This window comes from Pseudanabaena sp. UWO311, from assembly GCF_006937785.1.
GTDB lineage: Bacteria > Cyanobacteriota > Cyanobacteriia > Pseudanabaenales > Pseudanabaenaceae > Pseudanabaena.
Genome location: NZ_SJEE01000013.1, coordinates 80,297 through 105,079, shown reverse-complemented (window position 1 = coordinate 105,079; position 24,783 = coordinate 80,297). Strand labels below are relative to the sequence as shown.

Genomic DNA, 24,783 nt, shown 5'->3' with positions numbered 1-24,783 from the left:
TTCGCGATCGCAAATTTTTGATAAGTAATGCGATCGACCAAATGGAGATTTTTGGTGACGAGTTTGCAGATAGTGGCACAAATGCTAAAACACTGCAAGGTTATACTTAACTAAAAACTATGAAGCCTTCTCAAAATCCTTGTCCAGATCCACCATCCTATCAAGTCCATTTTGCAGTAATTACTGTCAGCGACACCCGCACACCAGAAACTGACAAAAGTGGCAATTTTATTAAACAATCGATGACTAATGCTGGGCATCTGCTGGACTACTACACCATAGTCAAAGACGAACCCGACGAGATTCGCGAGCAAATGTATAAGTTAGCCGCGATCGCTGATCTTGATGCGATTATTCTCAATGGCGGGACGGGGATTGCGCCACGAGATACAACTTACGATGCGATCGCTGCTTTGCTGGAAAAGACACTCCCAGGATTTGGCGAGATGTTTCGATATCTGAGTTGGCAAGAAGTGGGATCTAGAGCGATCGCCTCGCGATCGGAGGCAGGAATCTATAAAGGCAAGCTAGTCTTTTCGCTGCCAGGTTCGAGTAATGCCGTGAAACTAGCGATCGAGCAGCTAATTTTGCCAGAAATTATTCATCTTGTGCGCCAACTTAAAGGTTTGCATTAACAAATTGATAGCGTAGCCCTGCACTCAAGTGCGGGCTAAAAGTTCAAACCCGTTGAAACGGGTTAATTGGAATTATTCTTTAGTCTGCTTCAGCAGACTTGAGCTTTTAGCCAAGAACTTGAGTTCTTTGGTTGTTTGCATAAGCCCTAAAATTGATAGCGCAAAAATAACTCTGATTCATGGTGGTATAGCGATCGCAACTTGAGTTTGGGTAAATCAGTACCACCAAGCCCATAACCTGAACCGCCAACAACGGTCATATTGTCAGCTCCGCCAACTATATGAGGAGATAACGTCAAAAACAACTCATCAGCTAAACCTTGAGAGATTAGCGAATAATTTAGGGCGGGGCCACCTTCCACTAAAAGACGCTGAATTCCAAGTTTCTCAAAAAGCATTGCCAATACTTGTTTTATATCGATTTGGTGATCATTGGTGGGAAATCGAAAAATTTGCGCTTTCTCCTCGAGCCAAGGTTCGACGGAAGTATCTTGTCCCAGCAAAGCAATTCGCAAATCTTTCCCAGCATTCCAAAACCGATGGTCGCTAGGCAGATTACCCGAATTACTAATCACGATGCCGAGAGGCTGAGGCTGCAAAAAGTTTTTTTGACGTTCCTCTAATAGGTCGGGAGGTACGGTAGGGATAAAGGCATCCTGGCGTAGCGTCGTGCCTCCAGCTAAAACAGCATCAAATTGCGATCGCAGTCTTTGCATTAATAGGCGATCGGGACGCGAGCCTAAGCCTGTAAGTTTCCCTTGATAGGTTGTCGCTTTTCCATCGACACTAGACACCATATTGAAGGCAATATATGGACGCTTAGCGGGGCGATCGCCTGCATTCAGCTCAAATTCCACACCTTCCGTTGGGAAAGCTAGTTCTTCAAAGTTATAAATGTGATCGTGAGATGAGTAGAAACTGTTATACATTTTGTAGCGAGTTTGATCGGTATTTGCTAAACCAAAAAGAGAGTTGCGGCGCTTCGCGCCGCAACTCTCTTTTTGGTTTTGATTTTATCCAAAACCTTAAAAGAACAAGCAAGATCGCAGTGCGATCTTGCTTGCCTAAAAAGATTATTGTTTGACCAATTTTACAGGCTGACCATCAGCTTGCAATTCCTTGCCATCTGCGGACAAGGTGTAAGGCTGTTCGGGAGGAGCTTGGGGCGGTTTTTCTCCATTAACGGATTCAACTTGAGAAACAACCTTGCCATCTTTGATTGAAATTTTGCCAGCAGTCTTGATTTCTTGGACTTCATCTTTAGTAGAGACTGCTTTGAGGGTAGCTTCAAAAGTACCTTCAGGTTTAATCGTCCATTTACCTGTAACGGATTTAACACCCTCTTTTTCAGCATCAGCTAAAACTTTAGGGTCTAAAACGACTGTATATTCACCTGCGACCTTGTCAAGACTAGCAGCGGTTGCGGGGCTTTTATCTGGTGCAGATTCAGGAGTCTTTGTGGTAGGAGATGCTGATGCGGTGGTAGTAGGACTTGCCGTTGCTGCGGCTGTGGGTTTAGTGGTTGCCGCAGTTTCTTTTGGTGCTGGTGGTTGCTGACAAGCTGACATAACCGCAACACAACTAACGGCGATCGCTGCGAGTAGGCTTTGCTTTAAGGAATAATTGAGTGATTTTTTCACGATTAATTTGGAAAGGTAATTGTCGGTAAGTAACGGTTGGAAATTAGTCTTGAGTCACTTGTCTAATCAAGATACTCTACGCATCATTTCTTAGCAAATCTTTTGGGATACAACTGATTGCGATCGCGATCAGCCTGAAGCATAGATATATCCAGCAACTCTCCGTATTTAAAGCTATTGGTCATTGATCCCAAATCTCAAAATTGGTTTTGAGAACGAGAATTGCTGCTTGAGTAGCTAATCAAAATTAAATATAAAGCCCCAAAATCTGCACTGCCCGCTACGCGGGCGGTGCAGATTTTGGCTCTGGGTTTTTAATTTTGATTAGCTACTTACGAGTAGTTTACACATACTAGAGACTGCAAGCCGCTATATACTGTTCCTTAGCATAGTAATTTTTTTAATATTGTTTCAACCGATGGTAACTACAAAATCTCAATCCAATGTTCTGCGATATGACATTGTCGGGTCACGGCGCTTTAGTAACTATTGCTTTGCGGTTATTGTTGCCATAGGGGCTTCGGGCTTTTTGCTAGCAGGAATATCGAGTTTCTTAAAGATTAATTTGCTGCCGTTTTCTGAGCCTCTACAGTTGGAATTTGTGCCTCAAGGTTTGGCGCTGTCCTTTTATGGAGTAGCTGGCACATTGCTAGAGCTATACCTGCTTTATGTAATGGCGATCGATTATGGAAGCGGCTACAACGAGTTTGATCGCAACAGTGGCAAGGTGACGCTTTTTCGGCAAGGACGTAGTAAGAGCAAGAACATTGAATTGACCTACAAGATTGCTGATGTGCAGGCAGTACGTGTGGAAATTCGCAATGGACTAAACCCTAAGAGAGCATTATATTTGCGAGTTAAGGGCAAAGGTGACTTACCTCTATCAGAGGTTGGTCAACCGATCGCTTTAACTGCTCTCGAAGATCGAGCCGCAGAAATTGCCAAGTTTTTGGCAGTGCCATTGGAAGGGCTGTAATTAGATGCGATGCGGCGCAAAGCGCCGCATCGCATCTAGTTATAGTAGGGTGTGTTAGCGTCAGCGTAACGCACCCTTAAAGTACCATTGCGGTTATTGGGTGCGTTACGCTAGCGCTAACACACCCTACATCTAGGTAGTTTTTTTAGTTATCAAGGGTTAAACATGTTGCGTTGGATTCTTAGTTGTTTTTTAGCAATGAGTGTTTTGCTCACAAGTTGCGCAAATGGCGGTAGTGTTTCCGCAAGTGCTTCGCCGACTGCTTCGGCAGTTACATCAGCTACTACTTCGCCTGCCGCAAGCAGCAAGCCAGCTGCGACCCCAGCATCGCCTAAGCCTAGTGCCAGTCCTGAAAACTCACTAGATGCGGCACTTGCTAGATTTGTGCAGCTTAAAGGCTCAGCAACGGTGGAATTAAAACTAAAGTCTGGAACCGTTAAGATCGAGCTTGATGGGGTTAATGCACCAGTTACCGCTGGGAATTTTGCCGATTTAGTCAAGCGTGGGTTGTATAACGGCTTAACTTTTCATCGAGTGGTTAAAGATCCAACCCCCTTTGTCGCCCAGGGTGGCGATCCCCTTGGCAATGGTACGGGTAATTTCACTGATCCTGTAACTTCACAGCCTCGTTATATTCCTCTGGAAATTTTGCCTGATGGCGCAAAACAGCCTGTCTATGGCGAAATTTTACCACCTACCCAAAAGCCAAAATTGCGTCACAACAAAGGCGCGATCGCTATGGCGAGATCACAGTCTCCTAATTCTGCATCTAGCCAGTTTTATCTCGCTCTTGATGATATTTACTTTCTTGATGGATCCTATGCTGTATTTGGCTATGTAACCGAAGGCATGGAATTAGTTGAAAAAATTCAAGTCGGCGATCGCATTGAATCGATAACGATCATTAAAGGCGAAGAAAACCTTAAGCAACCTGCTTAAAAAATTAAAAAAGGAGCCTGCATTCGCAGGCTCCTTTTTTTTAACGAATACGAATGATCCGTTGCTCGATAATATAGCGATCGCCAAGGTTAGAGTTATAAGGGTTATAGATCATCGATGGATTTGACGTAGGATAGCTGCTATATCCTCCAAGGTTGGCATTATATGGGTTATAGACCGATTGATTTGCCGCAGGAAAATTAGCAGGATAGACCACGCTAGGTGCAGAAGGATAGTTCCATGATTTGCCGTAATTATGGATTGGGACTATCTCCCGCACAATCACCCTAGAGTTAACATCTTGATGGTGGTTGTAGTTTTGGGGGTAAGGATTGTAATAAGTGTGCTGATGATTAGAGTTATAGGAATCGTAGGTTTGATAGGTGTCGCTTGAGGGGCTTGATCCAAATCTGATGTTAATGGTGACATCAGCGAGTGCTGAGCCTGCAAATGTAGTGATTGCCCCAATCGCGGCGATCGCAGTAATGATAAGTTTCATCGGTTTATGCTCCTTAAGATTTCAGAACACAACATAGAGCCTATCTCTACTTTAACTCAAGCTACTCCCCTCTCACCCAAGAATGAGTGGTGCGGCGCTCAGCGCCACTCATTCTTGGGTGGAAAGGATAGATGTTATAAATGAATAATTAGTGGTGCGTGGCTTTATCTCGTACCACTAATTATTCATTGGGAAGAGAGTAAACATGACTGTTGTTGCGATTGACTTTGGAACTAGTAATACTGCGATCGCAATTCTTATAACAGACAGCGATCACGATATTGCTACACCAAAAACTTTGCATTTTGATAATATCTCTCACGGTTTTGAGGTGGATGAGGGAACTGCTTGGCTAGTGCCTAGCTTAGTCTATGTGCTTGGCTCCCAGACGGATTATGGTGAATTTCTATTTGGAGAGCAAGCGCGATCGCAATATTTATTAGAAAATCAATCAAAGCGAATGTTCCAAGGATTTAAGCGGGATATTGTCGCTAGTTTTCGATCACCTGCGCGTGAGATTGATAACAAGCTTTATGATGCCGAAGCGATCGCAGAACTGTTCTTGAAAGAACTATGGCAGCGACTAATATTGCAAGATATCCACCCAACACAATTAATATTTACAGTGCCAGTTGGCGCATTTGAATCATATCTCAACTGGTTTAGGAACTTCGCCGAACGACTAAAAGTTAATAACTTCCAAATTATCGATGAATCTACTGCTGCCGCTCTAGGCTATGCGATTACTCGTCCAAATGTGCTGGTATTAGTGATTGATTTTGGTGGTGGCACGTTAGATTTGAGTTTAGTACGCACTGCACCGATCGCTAACGCCACCAATCCTAAACAAGTTAACAAAGCTGAAGCGATTGCCAAATCTGATGCTTATATTGGTGGAATTGATATTGATCGATGGATCGCAGAGTATTTTTTACGGCAATTGGGAAGAACGCGATCGCAAATTAGGGAAGCTAGTTGGCTCAGTATTTTAGAAATAGCGGAACAAATCAAAATCAAATTGTCAGTGGTTCAGGAAGTCGCGGAAATTTGGCTGGATGAGAATATGATTTCTCACGAATTGAGGCTTAATCAAGAAGAATTGACGGAAATTCTTGAACAAAATCAGATGCTTGAGCAGTTGCGCGAAGCTATTGATGAAGTTCTGACTATTGGACTAAATCGGGGTATTAGTAAAGCGGCGATCGAGCAAATTCTGTTAGTGGGAGGTAGCTGCCAGATTGTGGCAATTCAGCAATTGATCATATCGTATTTCGGCAAATCCAAAGTCAAGTTTGGCAAACCATTTGAGGCAGTCGCTCATGGGGCTTTAGTTCTAGGTCAGAAGATCGCGATTGTAGATCATTTGCGGCATAGCTATGCGATTCGCCTTTGGGAACCTTATCTGCATCAATATTCCTTCTATACCTTGTTTGAGAAGGGCACAAAATATCCTTGCCAACGCCCTGAGCCTTTAATTTTGCAAGCAGCGATCGCGGGACAAACCGAAATTTGGCTGGATATCGGTGAGGTTGCCGATATTTCGCAGGCTGAAGTTACCTATGACAGTTTTGGACGCATGACTAGCAGTCAATTGCTGAAACAATCGGATTTTCGATCGCTAGCCGCAAATAGTAAAAAATCAGAGGTCGATCAAGTGTGCATAGCGCGACTCGATCCTTCAGGACAGTTAGGAAGCGATCGCATTACTGTAAATTTTGAAATCGATGATCGGCGAGTTTTGATAGCGACCGTGAGCGATTTGCTGACGGATCAGGTACTAATCAACAGACAGGCGATCGCCAAACTAGAATGAATCTTTAAGAAATGACCTTAAACGTCTGAAATTTTGTAGAATCTAGAAACGTATATTTCTACGTTCTGACTCAAACCTTCAGTTGATAGCAGGCATCACTTGTGACTCACACACGCTCTAAACATTCTCGACTGATGATTGCTGTCTTACCTGACGAATCTTCAGCTTTTGAAGCATATCGATTGCTTCAATGTCATGGCATCTCGCCAGAGCATCTTGCTCTGGTCGGAAAAGGTTATAGCAGCCCCGATAGTGTGGGCTTATTTAATCCCACTTTCACAGCGTGGCGCTATGCCAAGCGAGGAATGTTTTGGGTAGGTGTAATTAGCACCGTAATGGGCATTATCTTGTATCTGATCTTCAATATCAAATTGCCCAATCTTGAATGGCATCAAGCTCTATTGACAATCGCTTCAACCTCTGGACTGATTGGGATCTTCATTGGTGGTGTTATTGGTACTTTATATGGCTGGTTTTTTAAAAGTAGCCTGTCTATTTCCTGTCGTAGTTGTTTAGAGCGCGGACAATACTTGCTCATGCTAGAAGGTTCTGAAACGCTTACTCGGCGAGGAAGAGAAATTCTTGATGACTATACTGTAAAACCACATTAATTACCCTAAAAAAGCACTGCAAATTTCGTGTTAAGATCTTGCGAAATGAGTTTTTAAGCTATGTCTAATGCGAAAACTATTTTGATAGTGAATGATGATGAAAGCGATCGCTTACTTTGTCGTAACTATATAGAATGTGATCCCGAAAATAGCTATCGTATTTTAGAAGCTGAAACTCTTAAGCAAGGATTGGAATTATGGCGATCACAAAGCCCTGATGTTGTATTAATTGACATCGGTTTGCCTGATGGCAATGGCATAGTCTTAGTTGAGACTATTCGTGTCGATATTCAAAGTAAGTCAAGTAAACAGATAATAGATCTCAAACTTCCAGTAATCATGATTACTGGAAGTGAAGATGCAAAAAATGCTGTGAGCGCAATGCGTTTGGGGGCGTATGACTACTTGACTAAAGATGATATTACCAAATATTCATTACAACGGAGTATCTGTAGCTTACTTGAATACCTTAGCCTAAACCGCCAACTAGAGCAGTCTCGCAGACGGGAAGAGCTAGTTTCTCAAATCGCTCAAAATACTCTTCAGTTTATTAATCTAGAAGATATTTGTCAGACTGTGGTTCAAGAAATTAGTAAATTTCTCCAAACCGATCGCACGCTTATTTATAAATTTGATGAGGTTATGAGCCGCAGAATTATTGCTGAGGCAGTAGTTCCGCCTTTTTCTTCTTGTCTAAACATTGAGTCTGATAATGGTTGTATGTGTCTTTCTGAAGCGCAAGTGAACGCTTACTTAGATGGCAAGTTTTTTGCTGCTTCTGATATACATAGCGCTGATTTTTCGGAATGCCATGTGCAGATGTTGGAAGGCTTTCAGGTTCAGGCAAATGTTGTTTTACCAATTCTATTAGCTGAACCTCTAAGTATTAATAGTTCAGTTTCAAATAAACAACTCAATAATCAGCCAAATAATCACCAGAACAATCAAACTTTATGGGGATTACTGATTGTTCATCAATGTTCTACAAACCGTGATTGGGAAGACCATGAAATTAAGTTGCTTAAGCAATTATCGGTGCAATTAGCGATCGCAATTCAACAGGCTGAAATCCATCAGGAATTTCAAAACCTGAATGGTTCTTTAACGATACAAGTCCAAAATAAGACATCCGCACTTCAAGCTAGTGAGCATAAGTTGCGTTCAATATTAAATGGGATTCCAGACATTATCAATTTAATCAGTATAGATGGTACTTATCTTGAATCCAAACAGGATAAACCTTCTTATGATTTCATTCCCGATCATACTCATTCGATTGGGAAGAATATTGTAGATCTCCTGCCATTAACACTTGCGACAAATCAACTTCAAACAATTCAGCAGGCTGTCTCTTCTGGGGAAATGTTAACCATCAATCAAACTTATCAGGCTAGTGACGGGGTGCACTATGAGGAAGTTCGAGTAATCCCAATAGATAATAACGCTGCTGTTGTAGTTGTCCGTGATATTAGCGATCACCGTCGCGCTGAAGTTGCCTTATTTGCAAGTGAGGAGAAACTCAAAAAAGTAGCATTGTCATCTCCAGTGATTATCGAGATTTTTGTGCAACATGCAAATAGTTCTGCTTGTTTTGAATATTTAAGTCCAGCTTTTGAGGAGATTCATGAGTTAAAAGTTGCACAAGTCATGCAAAATCCTCAACTTTGTTTTGAGCAGATTCATCCTGATGATGTAGCGAATGTATGGGAAGCTGTTGGCATTAGTCTTGAGACACTATCAATCTTGCAGCACGAATGGCGAGTCATTACCCCATCTGGCAAGATTAAATGGCTATGTAGTAATCTCCGCCCAGAGCGGCGAAAAAATGGAGATACGGCTTGGTATGGAACTGTCTCAGATATCAGCGATCGCAAACAGATAGAAATCACTCTTGAGAAACAATTAATCTATAATAGAACACTTTTAACTAATTCTTTTGATGGAATTGTGATCATTGATAGTATGGGAAATCTTGTTGAGTGTAATTCAAGTTTCGCCGAGATGCTTGGTTATTCTCTAGAAGAAATACCTAATCTCAGTATTTATGATATTGATGTGAGATGGACAAAAGAAGAATTAGATAAGGGAATTCAAGAATTTAAACTTCAGCGAAAAAAAGTCCTGTTTGAAACTCAACATCGTAAAAAAGATGGATCGATCTGTGATATTGAGATTAGCGCCAATTCTGTCGATTGGGATAATAATATTTTACAATTTTGCATTTGCCGAGATATTACAAAACGCAAACTCGCTGAACAATCATTAGAGAAAGCCAAAGAACTAGCCGAATCTGCCAATAAAGCTAAGAGTGAATTTCTTGCCAATATGAGCCATGAAATCCGTACGCCAATGAATGGAGTTCTTGGCATGGCGCAACTGCTATCTACTACACCCTTGAATGAAGACCAAAAGGATTTTGTAAAGGTTATCTTAGATAGTGGAGATGCTTTATTAACGATAATTAATGACATTCTAGACTTCTCGAAAATTGAATCTGGAAATCTCCAGCTAGAGCAGAAAGAATTGAACTTTGAAGATACGATCAATGCTGTTTGTAATCTCTTAAACAAACAGGCTTCTGACAAAAGTATTAATCTGCAATGCCACGTTAATAGTATAAACCCAACTACCGTTATAGGAGATAGATCACGGCTGCGACAAATCCTGATCAATCTAATTGGTAATGCGATTAAGTTTACTGAACAAGGCTATATTTCCATCAGCTATAACCGTAAGTTTATAACAGCTAACACCTACGAATTTAGATTCTCGATCACAGATACAGGAATTGGCATCAATCGCCATAGCATTTACAAACTCTTTAAACCTTTTACTCAAGCCGATGCCTCGATTAACCGTCAGTTTGGGGGCACTGGACTGGGCTTAGCAATCTCGAAACGACTTGTAGAAATAATGGGCGGAACGATCTGGGTAGAAAGTCGAGGTAATGTCGGTGGCGATCCTCCACCAGATTGGGTAATCAGATCTAACGATAATACTCAAGGCTCCACTTTCCATTTCACGATCGTCTTACCAGTAATTGGAGCAATTCCAACAGTTAAAGCAATTGATGATAATCTTAGTGCCGCTCTATCCAATGAGAATAAAATCAATTTCGAGAAGTTTCCTGTCAAAATTTTGATCGTGGAAGATAATATTATCAATCAAAAAATAGTTGTCCTCATGTTGAAAAAACTAGGATGTCAGGCTGATGCTGTTAATAATGGCAGTGAATGCGTGGAGATCATAGCCGATCAGGAGTCCAATCTAGCCTATGACATCATATTCATGGATGTGCAGATGCCTGTCATGGATGGACTAACTGCAACTAGAGCGATTCGTCAAAGTTCATCATTACAAACTCAGCCTTGGATTATTGCCCTGACGGCTGATGCTCTGCCAGAAGATTATGAAGCCTGTATGAGCGCGGGAATGAATGACTATATGAGTAAGCCAATTAATATCAAAGATATCGAGCGATCGCTATTAAAATACATCAAAGTCAATAACGTACGATCGCTGTAAATCAATTACCTAATACCAAAACACAAAATGGCTTAGCCATTTTGTGTTTTGGTATTAGTCCTGATCAAATACTTTTCCTAATGACGCAGGTGGTGTAGTTCTGACTGTATTTAATATCCCTTGTTTAAGCGATCGCGGCAAGGCTGATATTAAGCGATCGAGCCATTCTCCTGAAGTCAGCGCCAACATCATAATCATCAATACAAATGGAGCCGTATTAAATACCTGTGTCGGCACTTCAGGAATGGCACTCTGAGCGACGCTAGCTAAAGATTGCAAAATTCCAAATAGATATGCTCCTAAGGCTACACGCAGAGGATTCCAACCACCAAAAATGACGATCGCTAAGGCAATCCAGCCATAACCTGCGGTGTGGCGGTGGCTCCATCCAGCTTTAAAATCTAACGAGAAAGCGGCTCCTGCGATCCCCATTAATGCACCACCGAGGAGCGTATAGATGTAACGCATTTTAATCACATTAGTGCCTCTAGCAAAAGCCGCAGATGGTTGTTCACCCACTGTCCGTAGGATCAAACCGCCTTGGGTACGATAGAAATAGAACCATGAACCCAGAATTAAAATGTAGCTGCTGTAGACTAATAGATCACTTTGAAATAGGAGTTTCCCAAAAACAGGAATACTCTCTAAAACAGGAATTTTAAAGCTCGGAACCGTAATTCCCTCAACTCTGACAACGGGATTACCTAAAAAAGAAGATAAATCACTACACATCAGAGCCAATACAAATCCAATTGACACTTGAGATTGCTTTAGGGTAATTGCGCCAACTGCAACGACTAATGCGATCGCAGCGCCAACTAGCGCCGCCGATGCAAATCCTAATATCAAGCTATTAGAGAACTTCGCTACCGCAAAGCCTGTCATCGCTGACATCATGATTGTGCCTTCGGCAGATAGGTTGATCACGCCTGCTCGTTCGGTAATAGTTTCGCCAATACTGGCAAAAATTAAAGGTGTTGAAGTTGCGATCGCTGTAGCCAGAATTGTAATTATATCCATGAATTTATGACTGAATTAATTTAAGAATTCATTGAAATATTTGTAGATATCCCTGTAGGGGCAGGTTTTGCAATAAATCTGTGGTTAACACGTTAAATTTTGTCTAAACCTGCCCTTACATCTGGGTTGGTGATTTTTATAAATATCCCTGTAGGGGCAGGTTTTGCAATAAATCTGTGGTTAACACGTTAAATTTTGTCTAAACCTGCCCCTCCGAATTGTCTAGAAAGATCATGTTTCTTTGGATAACTTTGCTAAACCTTCGCCAAGAATAGCGAAAAGTAGCAATGCTCCTTGAATAATCCCAGAAAGAGAAGAATCTAGACTTAGAGATAGCGGTAATTCCAAACTACCAACATTAAGAGAGCTAAATAGAAATGCGATCGGCAAAACCAAAAAGGGATTGTAATTAATCAGCATGACTACTAGCAAAGCTAAAAATCCTAAATTGCTAGAAACATTGGGAATGAGTCGATGGAATACCGCGACTACTTGCAAAGAGCCAGCGATACCAGCTAATGCACCACAGATGACAAAACTGCTCAGCATTTGCGCGATCGCAGGAATTCCCAACACATGAGCTGCCCGTAGATTATTACCCACCGCTTTTAGCTTCAACCCAAAATAAGTAGCTCTAATTGCGATCGCCGTTACAATCAAAGCAAATATAGCGATCGCTAAAGCGATCGGACTAAAATCCGTATTGCCCACAGTAGGTAAAGCTAAGGCATCGCTAAATGGCTCAGTGCCGCTCATTGAGGCAACTCCCGATCGCTTCCACGGGCCAAAGACTAGATAAAGAGCTAATCCCTGTGCGGTGAAGTTCATGCCCAAACCAGCAAAAATCTCGCTGACTTTGCCATAGATATTCAGCAGTCCAGTTAGTAAGCCCCATAAGCCGCCGCCAACAATGCCAAATAATATGGCAAACGCAATCGCGATCGCAGGGGGAAACCCTTCGGGAATAAGTCTGAGCAATAATGTCGAGGCGATCGCACCCGCCGTAATTTGACCTTCGATACCTAAGTTATATAAACCTGCGGTAAAGGTAAAAATCAAACCGCAGGAGGCAAGTAATAAAGGACAAAGGGTAGAAATGACTCTAGCAAAGCGATCGCTACTACCAAAAGCCCCATTCCACATGCCCATGGCGACTTGAGGTGGTGAGCCACTTGATAGCAAGATCACCGCCGCAATGAACAATAACGCCGCCACAAAAGCCCCAATCCGAAAGTAGACGACTTTAGGGAATTTTTTGAGAATTTGAAGATTTTGTGAGAAATTTTGTAAGGGACTATGCAAACTTTCCTCCGATCGCTTGACCTAGTTTATCGACTGTTAAAGTTTTCGCATCAATGGGCTGTGAGACTTTACCGCCGCAAAATACGAGAATGCGATCGCTATATTGCAAAATCTCATCAAGATCGGAAGATGTGAATAAAATCATCATTCCTTTTTCGCAACGTGCCATCATCTGTTTCCAAATCCATAGGGTGGATTCGATGTCTAATCCTCTGGTTGGCTGTTCCATTAATAGTAGATTTAAATGATCTGGTAAAAGTGATATTTGGGTGCGCTGCTGATTACCTCCCGATAATCTTTCAACCTTAGTAGAGGGTTTCCCACGAATATTAAAAGTCTCGATTGCCTCATGTGCAAACTTGCGTGTATCCCGCCAATTGATTAAAAAGCCTGAATGCGATTGACGCAACATGAAATGCTCATGGATTGATAGACCGCGAATCAAACCATCCTGTAAGCGATCGGCTGGCAAATAACCAATTCCTGCCTTCAAGAAATTACTATAGGCGCGACTAGTCATATCCACATCACTAATGCGAATCTTGCCAGCGTTCGGCTTGAGTAAACCAGCACAGGCTAGCAATAGCAATTGTTGTCCATTGCCTTCCAATCCCGCCAGCCCGATCACCTCGCCCTCATTAACCGTTAATTTATCAATCTGTAAACTTAAGCGATCGCCATCAATCTGCAAGTTCTGAATTACTAAAGCGGGTTCCGTTTGCTGAATGTTAATCTCATGTTTTGCGGGTATGGCTAGCTCTCGACCAAACATCATATCCACTAAAGACGATGCTAACTCATTAGATTCTCGACCTTTAACCTCAGCTTCTCCTATTACTTGACCCTGACGCATTACCATCAAGCGATCGCATAGTTCTTCTACATCTTCTAATTTATGCGATACAAAAATAATCGATTTCCCGTCCGCAGCCAATTGCTTGACCGCTGTAAATAAAGCAGTTTTTTGGGATGCGGAAATACCTGTTGTTGGCTCATCAAGGATCAAAGTCTTGACTCCAAGAGACAAAAGTCGAAGTATTTCTAACTGCTGACGCTCTCCTACAGTCAGATTACTTAGGCGATCGTTAGGAGGTAAGTCAAAACCAAAAGTTGCGGATAGCTGCCGAAGTTCTCTAATTAAATCACCACGATCGTTGCTAGTTTTAGTTCTTTTTTTGCCTAAAGTACTTCTCCCAGCCATGAAATTATCAAGTACCGATAGAGAAGGAAAGTCTAAAGGATCTTGATGCAGCATCCCAATTCCTGCGCAGATGGCATCCGCAGGAGTTTTAATGTCAACTTCCATTCCATCTAATACAATCTTGCCAGAGTCCTTAGTAATAAATCCACTCAGGACTTTAGATAGAGTGCTTTTTCCTGCGCCATTTTCGCCCAAGATACCATATACAGTTCCAGCCTCAACCGTCATGGAAATATCATGGTTTGCCTTGACATTCCCAAAGGATTTATAAATATGGCTTAGTTCAACTTTCATGTTTATTCCATAAGGCTTTTTCTCATTTAAAATTTACCTCACCCTAACCCTCCCCTTGCAAAGGGGAGGGAACAAGATTTCTAGTTTTCCCCCTTTGCAAGGGGGAATTAAAGGGGGTAATTCATACCTTATTTACTAGCGCCTTCAATACCCTGTAGCAAGCTGGTAAAGTACCAAATCTGCTGTGGAGTTGCAGTTTCTCCTTCCTTGAGAAAAGGAGTCCCATCTTGATAGTTCAGAGGTCCCTTAAAAAGACTGATCTTGCCATCTCCCAAACCAGTAATAAATTCCGTCAAGAACTTGTCGCCTTCTGGAGTCAAAGCCTTACCTTTCTCAAATCCCACTCCTGAAGTGTCAGGATTATTCAAGTCTTTCCAATTAGGCGTTGCGGCAATAAATTCTCCTGTAAATTTACCTTCCTTAGCCTTTTTGACTTGATCGAGATATGCTGGGCCCCAGTTGTAATAGGGAACTCCAATACAAATTTCTGGAGCAGCATTACAGCCAGTTTTGAGCCCGTAGTGTAGATATTTGACCTTCTTGCCAGCTTCAGCAGCTTTCTTTCCTTGCACCGCCACTTCAGGTGTATCAATACCACTCATCACCACATCAAAACCACTGTTGTAAAAATCATCAGAGACCTTAGTCGGGTCAAGGGTCTGTCCAGGAATATTGAACCAGAAGCCAATCCAAACCACCTTAAACTTCAAATCTTCGGGATTTTTTTTGCGGTAGGTTTGCCAGCAATACTTAGCTCCCAAATAACTTGCTGATACTAGCCTGCGGGTTTCGTCATTGATTAACGGCCCCACAAAACCGATTTTGCCTGTCTCTGAGTTGAGAGCCGCTGCGCATCCAGAGATCATTCGGCCATACTCAATTTGAGGCATGACGTTGCTAATGTTTTTCTGGTTTTTGAAATTTTTGCCTTCTTTCCAAGCATAGTCACCGCTTGCATGAATTATGGACACATTAGGATGCTTTTTCGCGGTTTCTAGGGCATCATCTTTAAAATCGTCAGAATTGAAAACTACTAGCTTTGCACCCTTAGCAATAAGATCGTCAGCCACCTGAGAGGCTTTGACGTTTGGGCGATCGCCTGGGTTGACTTTATCTACATAGTCAAACTGGATGCCAGATTGCTTCTCCATTACATATTTTGAGGCTTCGTAATGACCTTGGTTCCAACCAGAATCATTTTTCGGCCCAACTAAAATCATCGCTGCTTTAAATTCTTTCGCATCGGTCGCAGTTGTAGTTGCCGCAGTAGTTGCTGTAGTTGGTGCAGTGGTTGAAGCTGTAGGAGCTGTGGGAGTACTGTTACAAGCTCCAGCAAATATTCCCACTAGCATGGCAGCCCATAAAAGCTTGAAAGAAACTATAGAAGAAACCTTATTAGTGAGTATTCCCATAAATTAATGTAGTTATATTTTAGATATTTTATACCTTTTTACTATTGTATTTAAGGCGATCGCACATGAGACAAAGGTATTGCTAATTACAGTTTTTGCAACGCTTTACATGAAGCCCAGAAACAAGAAATTTGTTAAAAGTGGAGCAAAGCAACACTTTTAACAAATTTCTTGTGATTCTCTTGCTCACGGATTTCTGTAAGTAATAACATATGCTAATTATTATCTCTTGTTTAGGTATATGCATCTTCCAATCCTCTATTCTTTCAGGCGTTGTCCCTATGCAATTCGCGCAAGAATGGCTCTTGCTTATGCTGGTGTTAGCTATGAACTTAGAGAAGTTACTTTAAAAAATAAACCCAAAGAGATGCTCGATATTTCGCCAAAGGGAACAACGCCAGTGATGCAGGTTTTTATGGAGGAAGATTTTATTGTTTTAGAAGAAAGTCTCGATATTATGCATTGGGCGCTGGAGCAGCATGATCCCCTCAATTGGAAAGATTTGCCAGAAAAATCTTTAGCGATCGCACAACAGCTTATCAATACCAATGATCGCGAGTTTAAACTTGCCCTTGATCGCTATAAGTACCCAAACCGATTCCCTGAAAAATCGCAGGAAGATTATCGTCAACAAGCAGAAGAATTTCTCCAAGTTTTAGAACTTCAACTTCAGTCGCGATCGCTAACTGGTGAAGCTCAAGCTTTTTTAATTGGTGATCAGCAAACTCTTGCTGACATTGCGATTTTCCCTTTTGTACGACAGCTTGCCAATGTGGATATAGATTGGTTCCTATCGAGTTGTTATGAGCGCTTGCAACAATGGTTGAAGTGGCATGAAACTAGCGCCATGTTCGAACTTGTGATGCAAAAGTTTCCTGTATGGACATCCGATCAAGAAGCGATCGTGATTACTCCTTAAAACCAAAAATTGTTTGGGTGGGCGAAGCCCGCCTAAACAATTTTTGGTTTTAATAATGCGATAAAATGGTACAGGAGGATGACAACACTTTGTGTTGCCATCCTCCTAATAACGAATATGGAGCTTTTTATGAAACCCCTTGCGCTTTTGAGTGTCTCTGACAAAACAGGACTACTCGACCTTGCCCGCGAACTATCGACCAACTATAACTTTCAACTAATTAGTAGTGGTGGAACTGCCAAGGCACTCAAAGCGGCTGAGCTTGAAGTTACCAAGGTTTCCGACTATACAGGCGCACCTGAGATTTTAGGTGGACGAGTGAAAACCCTGCATCCGCGAATTCATGGCGGGGTTCTTGCAAGACTCGAACTACCTGAACATCAGCAAGACCTAGCTGACAATGAGATTCAACCAATTCGGATTGTGGTGGTTAATCTTTATCCATTTACAGAAACGATCGCAAAGCCCAATGTCACCCTCGAAGATGCGATCGAGAATATCGATATTGGGGGCCCAACTCTAATTCGCGCCTCGGCAAAGAATTATAATCATGTTGCCGTATTGTCCAGTCCTAGCCAATATCCAGAATTTCTGGCGGAGCTAAAAGCGAATAATGGCGAAACAACCTTAGAATTTCGCAAAAAACTAGCGATCGCGGCTTTTCAACATACACAATCCTATGACAAAGCGATCGCTGATTATTTAGAAAAGGAACAGAAAGCAGCACTAGGGTTACCGAATACGCTCGCTTCTTCCTATACTTTGCTATGCAATAATCCTAAACCTTTGCGTTATGGTGAAAATCCCCATCAACCCGCCATATGGTATCAAGTTGGTGCAACGCCCAAAGGTTGGTCTGCTGCCCAACAATTGCAAGGCAAAGAACTCAGCTTCAATAACTTGCTCGATCTAGAAGCAGCACGGAGCATCATCGCTGAATTTAGTGACGATCTCCCCTGTGCGGTAATCATCAAACACAACAACCCTTGCGGAGTTGCGATCGCACCTACTATTGCCGAAGCTTATCAAAAAGCTTTTGAAGCAGATTCCACTTCTGCTTTTGGAGGTATTGTCGCCCTTAATCGTCCGATTGACGAAGAAACTGCGCTGCTTTTAAATAAAACATTTTTAGAATGTGTCGTTGCTCCTGCATGTGTCCCCAGTGTGGCAGCAATTCTGGGGAAAAAGCAAAACTTACGGGTGCTAGTTCTATCTGATCTTAAGCATGGTTCCCATGAGACAGTGAAGACGATCTCTGGAGGGATGCTAGTCCAGAAGTCTGATGATGAAGCAGTTAATCCTGATGTATGGAAAGTTGTGACTGAAAAGCAGCCAACCCCAGAACAGTTGCAGGAGTTGATTTTTGCTTGGAAAATTAGTCGTCATGTCAAGTCTAATGCGATCGCCATTACTAAAGACTGCACTACAATTGGCATTGGCGCTGGTCAAATGAATCGAGTTGGCTCAATCAAAATTGCTCTCGATCAAGCAGGCGAGAAGGTGAAAGGAGCATTCCTAGCTAGTGATGGCTTTTTCCCGTTTGACGACTCTGTGCGAACTGCCGCAGCCGCAGGAATTATTGCGATCGTGCAACCAGGAGGAAGTATGCGTGATGCCGATTCGATCAAGGCAGCTGATGAGCTTGGCTTAATTATGGTATTTACAGGCGTTCGCCATTTCTTACATTAAACAAAAAGCAGGGGCAATTCATGAATTGCCCCTGCTTTTATAACGACAGACAATCCTCTTTCTATTGGTCGGCAATTAACAAAAAGCGAATATTTTCCATACCTTGCTCAGCACGGAGAGATTGCACTTGATCCGCTAACTTGGTACTAGCAATGATTACATCTGGCTGAGAAGCAATCACAGTAGTTCGTAAATCGTCTTGATTAATGATTTTAGATGGTAAGAAGCCTTGGTTTTGCAGCATTTCCATCAATAGATCGATAGAACCAAAATTGTCATCCACTACCAAAATCTTTTTGCCAGTAGAAGCCTTACTAGATAGAAGAATATCAACTTCTCGCAACAATAGCACCATATCTAGAGGTTTAGTCACATAACTATCAATACCTAGATGGCGACCTTTAGCTTTGTCATCTAATACTGAGACAATAATAATGGGAATATCCAAAGTCGCAGGATCGGATTTGAGAATTGCTGCTACATCATAGCCACTAATACCATCCATAACAATATCAAGGGTGATTAGATCGGGACGACTTTCACGAACTTTGACAATCGCTTCTTGTCCATTTCCAGCTTCGCGAATAGTATATCCTTTAGCTTCCAACTCTTGTCTCAGCAGGTTGCGAATACTCGCATCATCGTCAATGACTAAAATGTTCTTAGGTTCATCTATCACACTCTGACCGTCTGATTGCGTTTGACTTTGCGAAACCGATCTTTTCTTGAGTTGATCAATCAAAATGTCAAAATTAATTGCAGGAATCTCATTTTCTGGATTGATTGGAAGTGTAAAAGAGAATGTACTACCCTTTCCAATTTCACTCTCTACCCAAATCTTCCCTCCATGATAAGAGATGATTTCTTTGGAAATTGGTAGTCCTAGCCCTGTGCCTTGTGGTTTATCGGTCAGAGTATCCCCAACCTGCTTGAACTTCTCAAACACTTTAGGCTGATCCGATTCAGAAATTCCTACTCCTTGATCGATTACACTGACCATAATTGATTGATCATCTAGCTTAACCCGACAAGTGATGCTTCCCCGATCCGTAAACTTCACAGCGTTGGAAATTAAGTTGATTACGACTTGAATCAAGCGATCTTTATCACCAAGGATATCGGGTAAATCTGCTTCAATCTCTCTTACTGGTATTAATGCTTTTTGCTCAAAGAGCGCAGAAGTTGCCGAAAAGGCTCGATCAATTACTTCGGTAATTGCCAAAGGTTCCATATTCCATTGCATCTTACCAGCTTCTATTTTGGCAACATCTAGGACTTCGTTAATTAGTTTGGTGAGCCGAGTCCCCTCAGATACTATGATCTCAATATTTTCAGTGACTTGACGGACACTTCGATTCACTTTTTTGTCATCGGTCTGGATAAGTGGAAATATTGATTCATCTAACTTTTTCTGAATCAATTTCGCAAAACCTAATACAGATGTAAGCGGTGTTCTCAATTCATGGGATACCGTTGAGATAAAGTCTGTCTTCATCCGATCTACTTCTTTCTCGGCAGTAATATCACGAATGAGAATTACAGTACCTAAATAATTTGTTTCTAATAGAGCCTCTTCCGAAATACTTGCTTCTCCAAAGATTGAAGTTGCAACTGCTTTTCCAATACGGCGATCAGGTAGGGCAAACTCTTCACTAAAAACTTGTTTCGGATTCTCTCTTGTGCTTGTAACGAGATTAGCGATTTCCTCAGATTTAAATATTTCTCTATAACTCTTAGCCTTAGCAATCACTTTACTGCTAATCCCAATCATGCCTGCTAGCGCTGGATTAAATTGGGTAATCTGATCTTCTCCATTAACTACCACCAAGCCATCCACCATGTTGTCAATAATCGCCTTGATCTCACTGGTACGCTGTTCGACTTTCTGCTCCAGAGTACGACTGTAATCGGCTAACTGTTCTCCTGAAGCTTTAAGTTGTGATGTCATTTGATTAAATGCGATCGCCAAAATTCCAATTTCATCTTCTGTGAGAACAGGTGCTTGTGAATCAAGATTACCTCCAGAGACTTGGTTTGCTGCATCAGCGATCGCCAAAATTGGCTGAGAAATTCGTCTGGCAATTAAGTACACAGCTGTCAACAAAATACCTGCGGAACTCAATCCAATCAGCAAAATATCACGAGCAAGGCGATCGGCAGGTTCAAAAGCTTCAGCCTGCGATATTTCTGCAAGTAACGCCAGATTGAGGTTGTCAATCCAAATGTAACTTCCTAATACAGGTATAGTTTTATAGTTTTTATATAAACCCTCCCCATCTTTTCCTAAAGCCGCCGCAGAAATACCATCACTTTTAATATCTTTGGCGAGCTCCTGTTTATCACCTTCCGCTCCTGAAATTAGGACATTCTTAGTAGCTAGTCTGCCCACTAAATAGGTTTCGCCGCTATTACCTAGTCCTGTGCGTTCACGAATGATGTCATCCACCCCTTGGAGATCTAGATCAACCGCTATCACGCCAATGCGATCGCCAGCTTTATTCGTTAAAGGAGCCGCAAAAGTCATTGCTGCCTTTCCAGTGATTGGTGAGATATAGAAATTAGGCACAATGATCCGAGATTGGTCGCGAGTAAAGTAAGTAGTGGTATTTCCGAGCGGTTGGTACTTGCCTTCTTTTTGCTTGTCTGTGGAAACAACCGTAATCCCGTTATTTGTAAGGATTGAAATCTGTCGAATATTTGGTTTGACTGCGGATATATTCGCCATAAACTTTTGCAGAGAGTCAACAGCCGCCTTGAATTCTGGAGATTCTCGCTCTTTCGTAAAAGTTATTTCAGAATTAAAGATCAAATCTGGCAACTGCGTCATTAAAATTACATCGCGGCGTTGATTATCAACCCATTGATTCACCTGCGATTCTTTGAGCGATGTGGCAACTGCTAATCGGTCAATCACTGATTTTCTAAGAGCATCACGACTGCGAGTATTGGCACTTACCGCAACTACTAAAACTGTGACAATCGACAGAACCGAAAAATATGCCACAAGTTGCATCAGCAGGCGTTTCTTAAATAGGTTGATCATCTTCTATACTCACTTAACTAACAATAGTTGTCTGGAAGGTAGGATAGGCGGCGCTTCGCGCCGCCTATCCTACCTTCTAATTATTTCCACTCAGTGAAAATAGCCTTGATTTGGGCGATCGCAGTATCAGCTGCTTGTTCAGGTGAATTTTTACCTGAAGCTACGGACTTGATCGCTTGTCCCCATACTTTTTTAGCACCCACTTCTGAATAAGCAGGATTCTGGGCTGTATAAAAAGAACTAGTATTCTGAAATTGCTTAGTTGCTGCCAAAATATGTGGGTCTTTGGAATCCTTATAATAGGGATCTTCTAATAATTTTGGCATAGTCGGGAAATACCTTCCTCCTGCTCCTTTCAAATAGGTGAGTAAATTATCAGGTTGGATAATATGAGACAAAAGACTTTTAGCAAGAGCTTGCCTTGCCTGTTCCTTAGCAACATCATCCTTAGCCTTTTTAACGTTGGGGGCAGAAAATATAACCGCCTGTTTTACCGCTACTAAATGGCTAAGAGTCTTACCGTCGGGAGAAAGCGGCCATTCTGTGGTCACTAATTTTTTGTTGTAAACCTCTTGATCAAACTGTTGAGATGCTGGGATAGATAATCCTGGGTTAGCCGTCATGAATGAGTTTCGGCTAAGAAACACCTGATTGTTATCGGCATCTGTCCATTGTAAAGCGGTAGGAGGTACATGCTTACTCTGATAGAAGCCAGCGTATTTTGTTAATGCGGCGATAATCCCTTGGCGATTTTGGGGATTCTCAACTTTTAGTTGTCCATTCTCATCTAGTAGCTGTACTCCATAAGCTGTGAGGAATTGCTCAAACATGAAGATCACATCTGTAGCTTCAGTAGACATTGGTAAGCCGATTCCAAAGATGTCTTTTTTGCCTCTATTCGTTGCGCGGTCTTGAGCCGTTTCCCAAAATGCCCAAAATCCATTCCAATCCTTAGGAATATTGGTGTCACTCAGTCCTACATCTACAAGCATATCCCGCCAATAATGCAGCCCAGCAGCTAGCTGGGCGATCGGTACAGCGTAGAAAGCAGGATTAGGATTTTGACTATTTTTATAGGCGACAGCTTTAAGGGCGATTGGGCTGAATAAATTTTTAACAGGTTCTACAACATCAGAAACATCTACTAATTTATTTTGCCAAGCTAATTTCGGATAGAGGGCAAATTCAGCGGTATTACTAAATAAGATGTCGGGAGGATTCCCATTATTAAGAGCATTTTCAGCGTCACGATTCACAGACCCGTCATTATAGAACGTGATTTCCACCTTCGTATTATTCTTTTTTTCCCACTCGGCAACAATTTGTGAAAGTGCCTCTGTTTCAGCAGGATAAAAGCTTTGAATCCACCAAACCCGAAATTTGGAGCTTTTTTCGGGAGCCCGATAATTTAAGACGGCAGAATCGCTACAGGCTGCCAAACCTAAACCTGCTAAAGATAGAGATAACTGATTAAACTGACGACGACGCATAAATTTTTAAGATTAAAAAATAAAGCAAAAATGTAAACTTCAGGAGACAAGGTGTACATCGCCAAGCCTATGTACACCTTGTCTCCTATGTGACGAGTTCAACTAAGTCTGGGAGAACAATTGTCCCTGTGGGGAAAGGATAAGTTTCAGGATACTGCATCACTCTGCCTACAAATTTTACACCCGCAGCGATCGCACCTTCATAATCAGCGATCGCATCGCCAACCATCAATACGCGATCAGGCTCAAAATCATATTTTGACAAAATATCTTGGATAATATCTCCCTTTTTAGCTGGAGACCCATGCACAGAGACGAAATAATGAGCCATATTTCGCCTTGAGACGATGCGTTTCAACTCTTGATCGGGAGTTCCTGAAGCCACAAATAAAGGTGTGGACTGATAATTTCTTTCTAAAAGCTCATAAGCTCCTAAAACATAAACCGCATCCACCACAGCATCTTCAACATATTGTGAGAATAAATCTCCTAGCCGCATCTCCTCTTCTTTGGTTAAGTCTTTGCCAAGCAAAACCTCTTGGTAGTAACGAAATTTTTCAAATCGCGATACTCCTCCATGAAGCAGGTGATAGGCTTTAACCTGCTCTACAATGCGATCGCCATATTCTGCATACAAAGCCCCAAAAGCTTGAGTTTTGACATCGACAGATTCAACTAAGACTCCATCAAAATCAAATACGATCGCATCATATTTTTTCGCAATACCTGTAGTCTCGATCTCGTTCATTATATTTTGGCTCACTTAGCTAAGCCCAAATTTACAAGGCTATCAAATAGATTTTGAGCAGCTTCTTGCTCCATCTGAATTCTCGCTTCCTTAGCGTAAGAACCCATATGGGGGGTCAAAATAACCTGAGGCAAGGTACGGAGTTGACCAGAATATGGTTCTTCTTCAAACACATCAAGGGCTGCGCCTGCCAAATGCCCAGAGACTAGTGCTTCGTACAAGGCTTGTTCATCAACCAGCCCCCCTCTAGAAGTATTAATTAAAATGCTACCTGCTTGCATCTTATTGATAAAGTCGCGATTAACTAAATGATGATTGTCTTTGTTGTAGGGAATATGGATCGTGATTACATTGGAACGTGCGATAAATTCATCTAAAGATGAGATACAAACTGTATCTGCGAATAGCGAATCATCACGAAAAATGTCATAGGCAATTCTTTTTGCCCCAAAAGCCTTCAAAATCTGTCCTACTCGATTGCCGACTCTTCCATAGCCCAACAGCCCCACTACTTGAGAGGCAAGTAGTCTACCCATCAAAGGATTCCATTTTCCTTCTCGCAAAGTGCGATCGGCTTCAGAGGTGCGCCTCAACACGGAAAGAATCAGACTCACTGTCAACTCGGCAACAGCAATTACAGGAGCTGTAGGCGTAATATGTACAGGAATCCCCAATTCTTCAGCTACTACTAAATCAACACTGTCGGTTCCAATTCCACATCGCGAAATTACCTTGAGAGACTTAGTTGAGTTTAAAACATTTCGAGTTAGAGGTTCAACGCCTGCAATCATTCCAACGACATCACCGCTGAGAAGTTCTAAAACTTCTGATTCTTTGAGCTTTCTACCATAGGGATTTAAAACTATTTCAAAACCTTGAGCTTGGAGACTTTGCAATACCTGATTGCTTTTTACATCAAAAGAAGAAGTACTGATCAGTAGCTTGGGCATATTTTCTTTGGTTCCTAGGTTGACTTTATCAATTCTGTCAAGAATTTCTCCGTACGTCTACATAATTATGGCTGATA

General features: G+C 41.9%; 19 protein-coding genes. 8 read left to right on the top strand and 11 right to left on the bottom strand.

Translation table 11 applies throughout. From position 1 onward, the window contains the following. Nucleotides 1-119: 119 nt before the first annotated feature. Nucleotides 120-635 (top strand): molybdenum cofactor biosynthesis protein B, encoded by a 516-nt coding sequence (locus tag PseudUWO311_RS12045; protein ID WP_142655471.1) that lies wholly within the window; start codon nt 120-122, stop codon nt 633-635. A 146-nt stretch (nt 636-781) separates the two neighbouring features. Here PseudUWO311_RS12045 and PseudUWO311_RS12040 read toward each other — a convergent pair whose 3' ends face one another. Beyond that, nucleotides 782-1,564, bottom strand: coding sequence for a RibD family protein (locus tag PseudUWO311_RS12040; RefSeq protein WP_142655470.1), 783 nt, complete (start codon nt 1,562-1,564; stop codon nt 782-784). Nucleotides 1,565-1,708: 144 nt separating this feature from the next. Then, entirely contained in the window at nt 1,709-2,275 is a 567-nt protein-coding gene (locus tag PseudUWO311_RS12035; protein WP_142655469.1) for a hypothetical protein, read from the bottom strand. A 418-nt stretch (nt 2,276-2,693) separates the two neighbouring features. Here PseudUWO311_RS12035 and PseudUWO311_RS12030 point away from each other — a divergent pair, with 418 nt between their 5' ends. Further along, nucleotides 2,694-3,251: a photosystem I assembly protein Ycf4 gene (locus PseudUWO311_RS12030; protein ID WP_263402936.1), complete on the top strand. Its 558-nt coding sequence runs from the start codon at nt 2,694-2,696 to the stop codon at nt 3,249-3,251. 165 nt (nt 3,252-3,416) lie between these two features. Next, entirely contained in the window at nt 3,417-4,190 is a 774-nt protein-coding gene (locus PseudUWO311_RS12025; protein ID WP_142655467.1) for a peptidylprolyl isomerase, read from the top strand. 40 nt (nt 4,191-4,230) lie between these two features. On the opposite strand, the gene PseudUWO311_RS12020 is transcribed toward PseudUWO311_RS12025, so the two are convergent. Beyond that, nucleotides 4,231-4,689, bottom strand: coding sequence for a hypothetical protein (locus PseudUWO311_RS12020; protein ID WP_142655466.1), 459 nt, complete (start codon nt 4,687-4,689; stop codon nt 4,231-4,233). A gap of 205 nt (nt 4,690-4,894) precedes the next feature. On the opposite strand from PseudUWO311_RS12020, the gene PseudUWO311_RS12015 reads away from it, so the two are divergent. From PseudUWO311_RS12015 to PseudUWO311_RS12005, 3 genes are all read left to right on the top strand, one after another. Further along, entirely contained in the window at nt 4,895-6,502 is a 1,608-nt protein-coding gene (locus tag PseudUWO311_RS12015; RefSeq protein WP_142655465.1) for an Hsp70 family protein, read from the top strand. A gap of 101 nt (nt 6,503-6,603) precedes the next feature. Continuing rightward, nucleotides 6,604-7,113, top strand: coding sequence for a hypothetical protein (locus PseudUWO311_RS12010; protein WP_223807549.1), 510 nt, complete (start codon nt 6,604-6,606; stop codon nt 7,111-7,113). A 60-nt stretch (nt 7,114-7,173) separates the two neighbouring features. Beyond that, nucleotides 7,174-10,638 carry a response regulator gene (locus PseudUWO311_RS12005; RefSeq protein ID WP_142655464.1) on the top strand — a complete coding sequence of 1,155 codons (3,465 nt, stop codon included), beginning with the start codon at nt 7,174-7,176 and terminating at the stop codon, nt 10,636-10,638. 54 nt (nt 10,639-10,692) lie between these two features. Here the strand turns inward: PseudUWO311_RS12005 and PseudUWO311_RS12000 are convergent, their stop codons facing one another. The 4 genes from PseudUWO311_RS12000 to PseudUWO311_RS11985 all read right to left on the bottom strand — a co-directional run bounded on the left by PseudUWO311_RS12000 (nt 10,693) and on the right by PseudUWO311_RS11985 (nt 15,867). After that, nucleotides 10,693-11,658, bottom strand: coding sequence for an ABC transporter permease (locus tag PseudUWO311_RS12000; protein ID WP_142655463.1), 966 nt, complete (start codon nt 11,656-11,658; stop codon nt 10,693-10,695). Between the two features lie 231 nt (nt 11,659-11,889). Continuing rightward, complete coding sequence (locus PseudUWO311_RS11995; protein ID WP_223807548.1) at nt 11,890-12,960, bottom strand: ABC transporter permease; 1,071 nt, start codon at nt 12,958-12,960, stop codon at nt 11,890-11,892. Then, nucleotides 12,953-14,455 (bottom strand): ABC transporter ATP-binding protein, encoded by a 1,503-nt coding sequence (locus PseudUWO311_RS11990; protein WP_142655462.1) that lies wholly within the window; start codon nt 14,453-14,455, stop codon nt 12,953-12,955. Before PseudUWO311_RS11990 ends, PseudUWO311_RS11995 begins: the two co-directional genes overlap by 8 nt. A gap of 128 nt (nt 14,456-14,583) precedes the next feature. Then, on the bottom strand, nt 14,584-15,867 hold the full coding sequence (locus PseudUWO311_RS11985; RefSeq protein ID WP_223807547.1) for a BMP family protein: 1,284 nt from the start codon (nt 15,865-15,867) through the stop codon (nt 14,584-14,586). A 241-nt stretch (nt 15,868-16,108) separates the two neighbouring features. Here PseudUWO311_RS11985 and PseudUWO311_RS11980 point away from each other — a divergent pair, with 241 nt between their 5' ends. Then, a complete protein-coding gene (locus tag PseudUWO311_RS11980; protein WP_142655461.1) occupies nt 16,109-16,786 on the top strand; it encodes a glutathione S-transferase in 678 nt (225 codons plus the stop codon). Between the two features lie 129 nt (nt 16,787-16,915). After that, nucleotides 16,916-18,475: a bifunctional phosphoribosylaminoimidazolecarboxamide formyltransferase/IMP cyclohydrolase gene (purH, locus tag PseudUWO311_RS11975; RefSeq protein WP_142655460.1), complete on the top strand. Its 1,560-nt coding sequence runs from the start codon at nt 16,916-16,918 to the stop codon at nt 18,473-18,475. Between the two features lie 61 nt (nt 18,476-18,536). Here the strand turns inward: purH and PseudUWO311_RS11970 are convergent, their stop codons facing one another. From PseudUWO311_RS11970 to PseudUWO311_RS11955, 4 genes are all read right to left on the bottom strand, one after another. Further along, nucleotides 18,537-21,518, bottom strand: coding sequence for an ATP-binding protein (locus PseudUWO311_RS11970; RefSeq protein ID WP_142655459.1), 2,982 nt, complete (start codon nt 21,516-21,518; stop codon nt 18,537-18,539). 80 nt (nt 21,519-21,598) lie between these two features. Continuing rightward, the gene (locus PseudUWO311_RS11965) at nt 21,599-23,008 is read right to left on the bottom strand and encodes an ABC transporter substrate-binding protein (RefSeq protein ID WP_142655458.1); all 1,410 of its coding nucleotides are present in this window, start codon (nt 23,006-23,008) and stop codon (nt 21,599-21,601) included. Nucleotides 23,009-23,093: 85 nt separating this feature from the next. Then, complete coding sequence (locus PseudUWO311_RS11960) at nt 23,094-23,756, bottom strand: HAD family hydrolase (protein ID WP_142655457.1); 663 nt, start codon at nt 23,754-23,756, stop codon at nt 23,094-23,096. An 11-nt stretch (nt 23,757-23,767) separates the two neighbouring features. Next, entirely contained in the window at nt 23,768-24,706 is a 939-nt protein-coding gene (locus tag PseudUWO311_RS11955) for a phosphoglycerate dehydrogenase (RefSeq protein ID WP_142655456.1), read from the bottom strand. Nucleotides 24,707-24,783: the final 77 nt, after the last annotated feature.

Bases quoted from the DNA above. Each gene is read 5' to 3' on its own strand.
- PseudUWO311_RS12045 (WP_142655471.1), top strand. From the start codon at position 120: ATGAAGCCTTCTCAAAATCCTTGTCCAGATCCACCATCCTATCAAGTC.
- PseudUWO311_RS12040 (WP_142655470.1), bottom strand. From the start codon at position 1,564: ATGTATAACAGTTTCTACTCATCTCACGATCACATTTATAACTTTGAA.
- PseudUWO311_RS12030 (WP_263402936.1), top strand. From the start codon at position 2,694: ATGGTAACTACAAAATCTCAATCCAATGTTCTGCGATATGACATTGTC.
- PseudUWO311_RS12025 (WP_142655467.1), top strand. From the start codon at position 3,417: ATGTTGCGTTGGATTCTTAGTTGTTTTTTAGCAATGAGTGTTTTGCTC.
- PseudUWO311_RS12020 (WP_142655466.1), bottom strand. From the start codon at position 4,689: ATGAAACTTATCATTACTGCGATCGCCGCGATTGGGGCAATCACTACA.
- PseudUWO311_RS12015 (WP_142655465.1), top strand. From the start codon at position 4,895: ATGACTGTTGTTGCGATTGACTTTGGAACTAGTAATACTGCGATCGCA.
- PseudUWO311_RS12005 (WP_142655464.1), top strand. From the start codon at position 7,174: ATGTCTAATGCGAAAACTATTTTGATAGTGAATGATGATGAAAGCGAT.
- PseudUWO311_RS12000 (WP_142655463.1), bottom strand. From the start codon at position 11,658: ATGGATATAATTACAATTCTGGCTACAGCGATCGCAACTTCAACACCT.
- PseudUWO311_RS11990 (WP_142655462.1), bottom strand. From the start codon at position 14,455: ATGAAAGTTGAACTAAGCCATATTTATAAATCCTTTGGGAATGTCAAG.
- PseudUWO311_RS11985 (WP_223807547.1), bottom strand. From the start codon at position 15,867: ATGGGAATACTCACTAATAAGGTTTCTTCTATAGTTTCTTTCAAGCTT.
- PseudUWO311_RS11980 (WP_142655461.1), top strand. From the start codon at position 16,109: ATGCATCTTCCAATCCTCTATTCTTTCAGGCGTTGTCCCTATGCAATT.
- purH (WP_142655460.1), top strand. From the start codon at position 16,916: ATGAAACCCCTTGCGCTTTTGAGTGTCTCTGACAAAACAGGACTACTC.
- PseudUWO311_RS11970 (WP_142655459.1), bottom strand. From the start codon at position 21,518: ATGATCAACCTATTTAAGAAACGCCTGCTGATGCAACTTGTGGCATAT.
- PseudUWO311_RS11965 (WP_142655458.1), bottom strand. From the start codon at position 23,008: ATGCGTCGTCGTCAGTTTAATCAGTTATCTCTATCTTTAGCAGGTTTA.
- PseudUWO311_RS11960 (WP_142655457.1), bottom strand. From the start codon at position 23,756: ATGAACGAGATCGAGACTACAGGTATTGCGAAAAAATATGATGCGATC.
- PseudUWO311_RS11955 (WP_142655456.1), bottom strand. From the start codon at position 24,706: ATGCCCAAGCTACTGATCAGTACTTCTTCTTTTGATGTAAAAAGCAAT.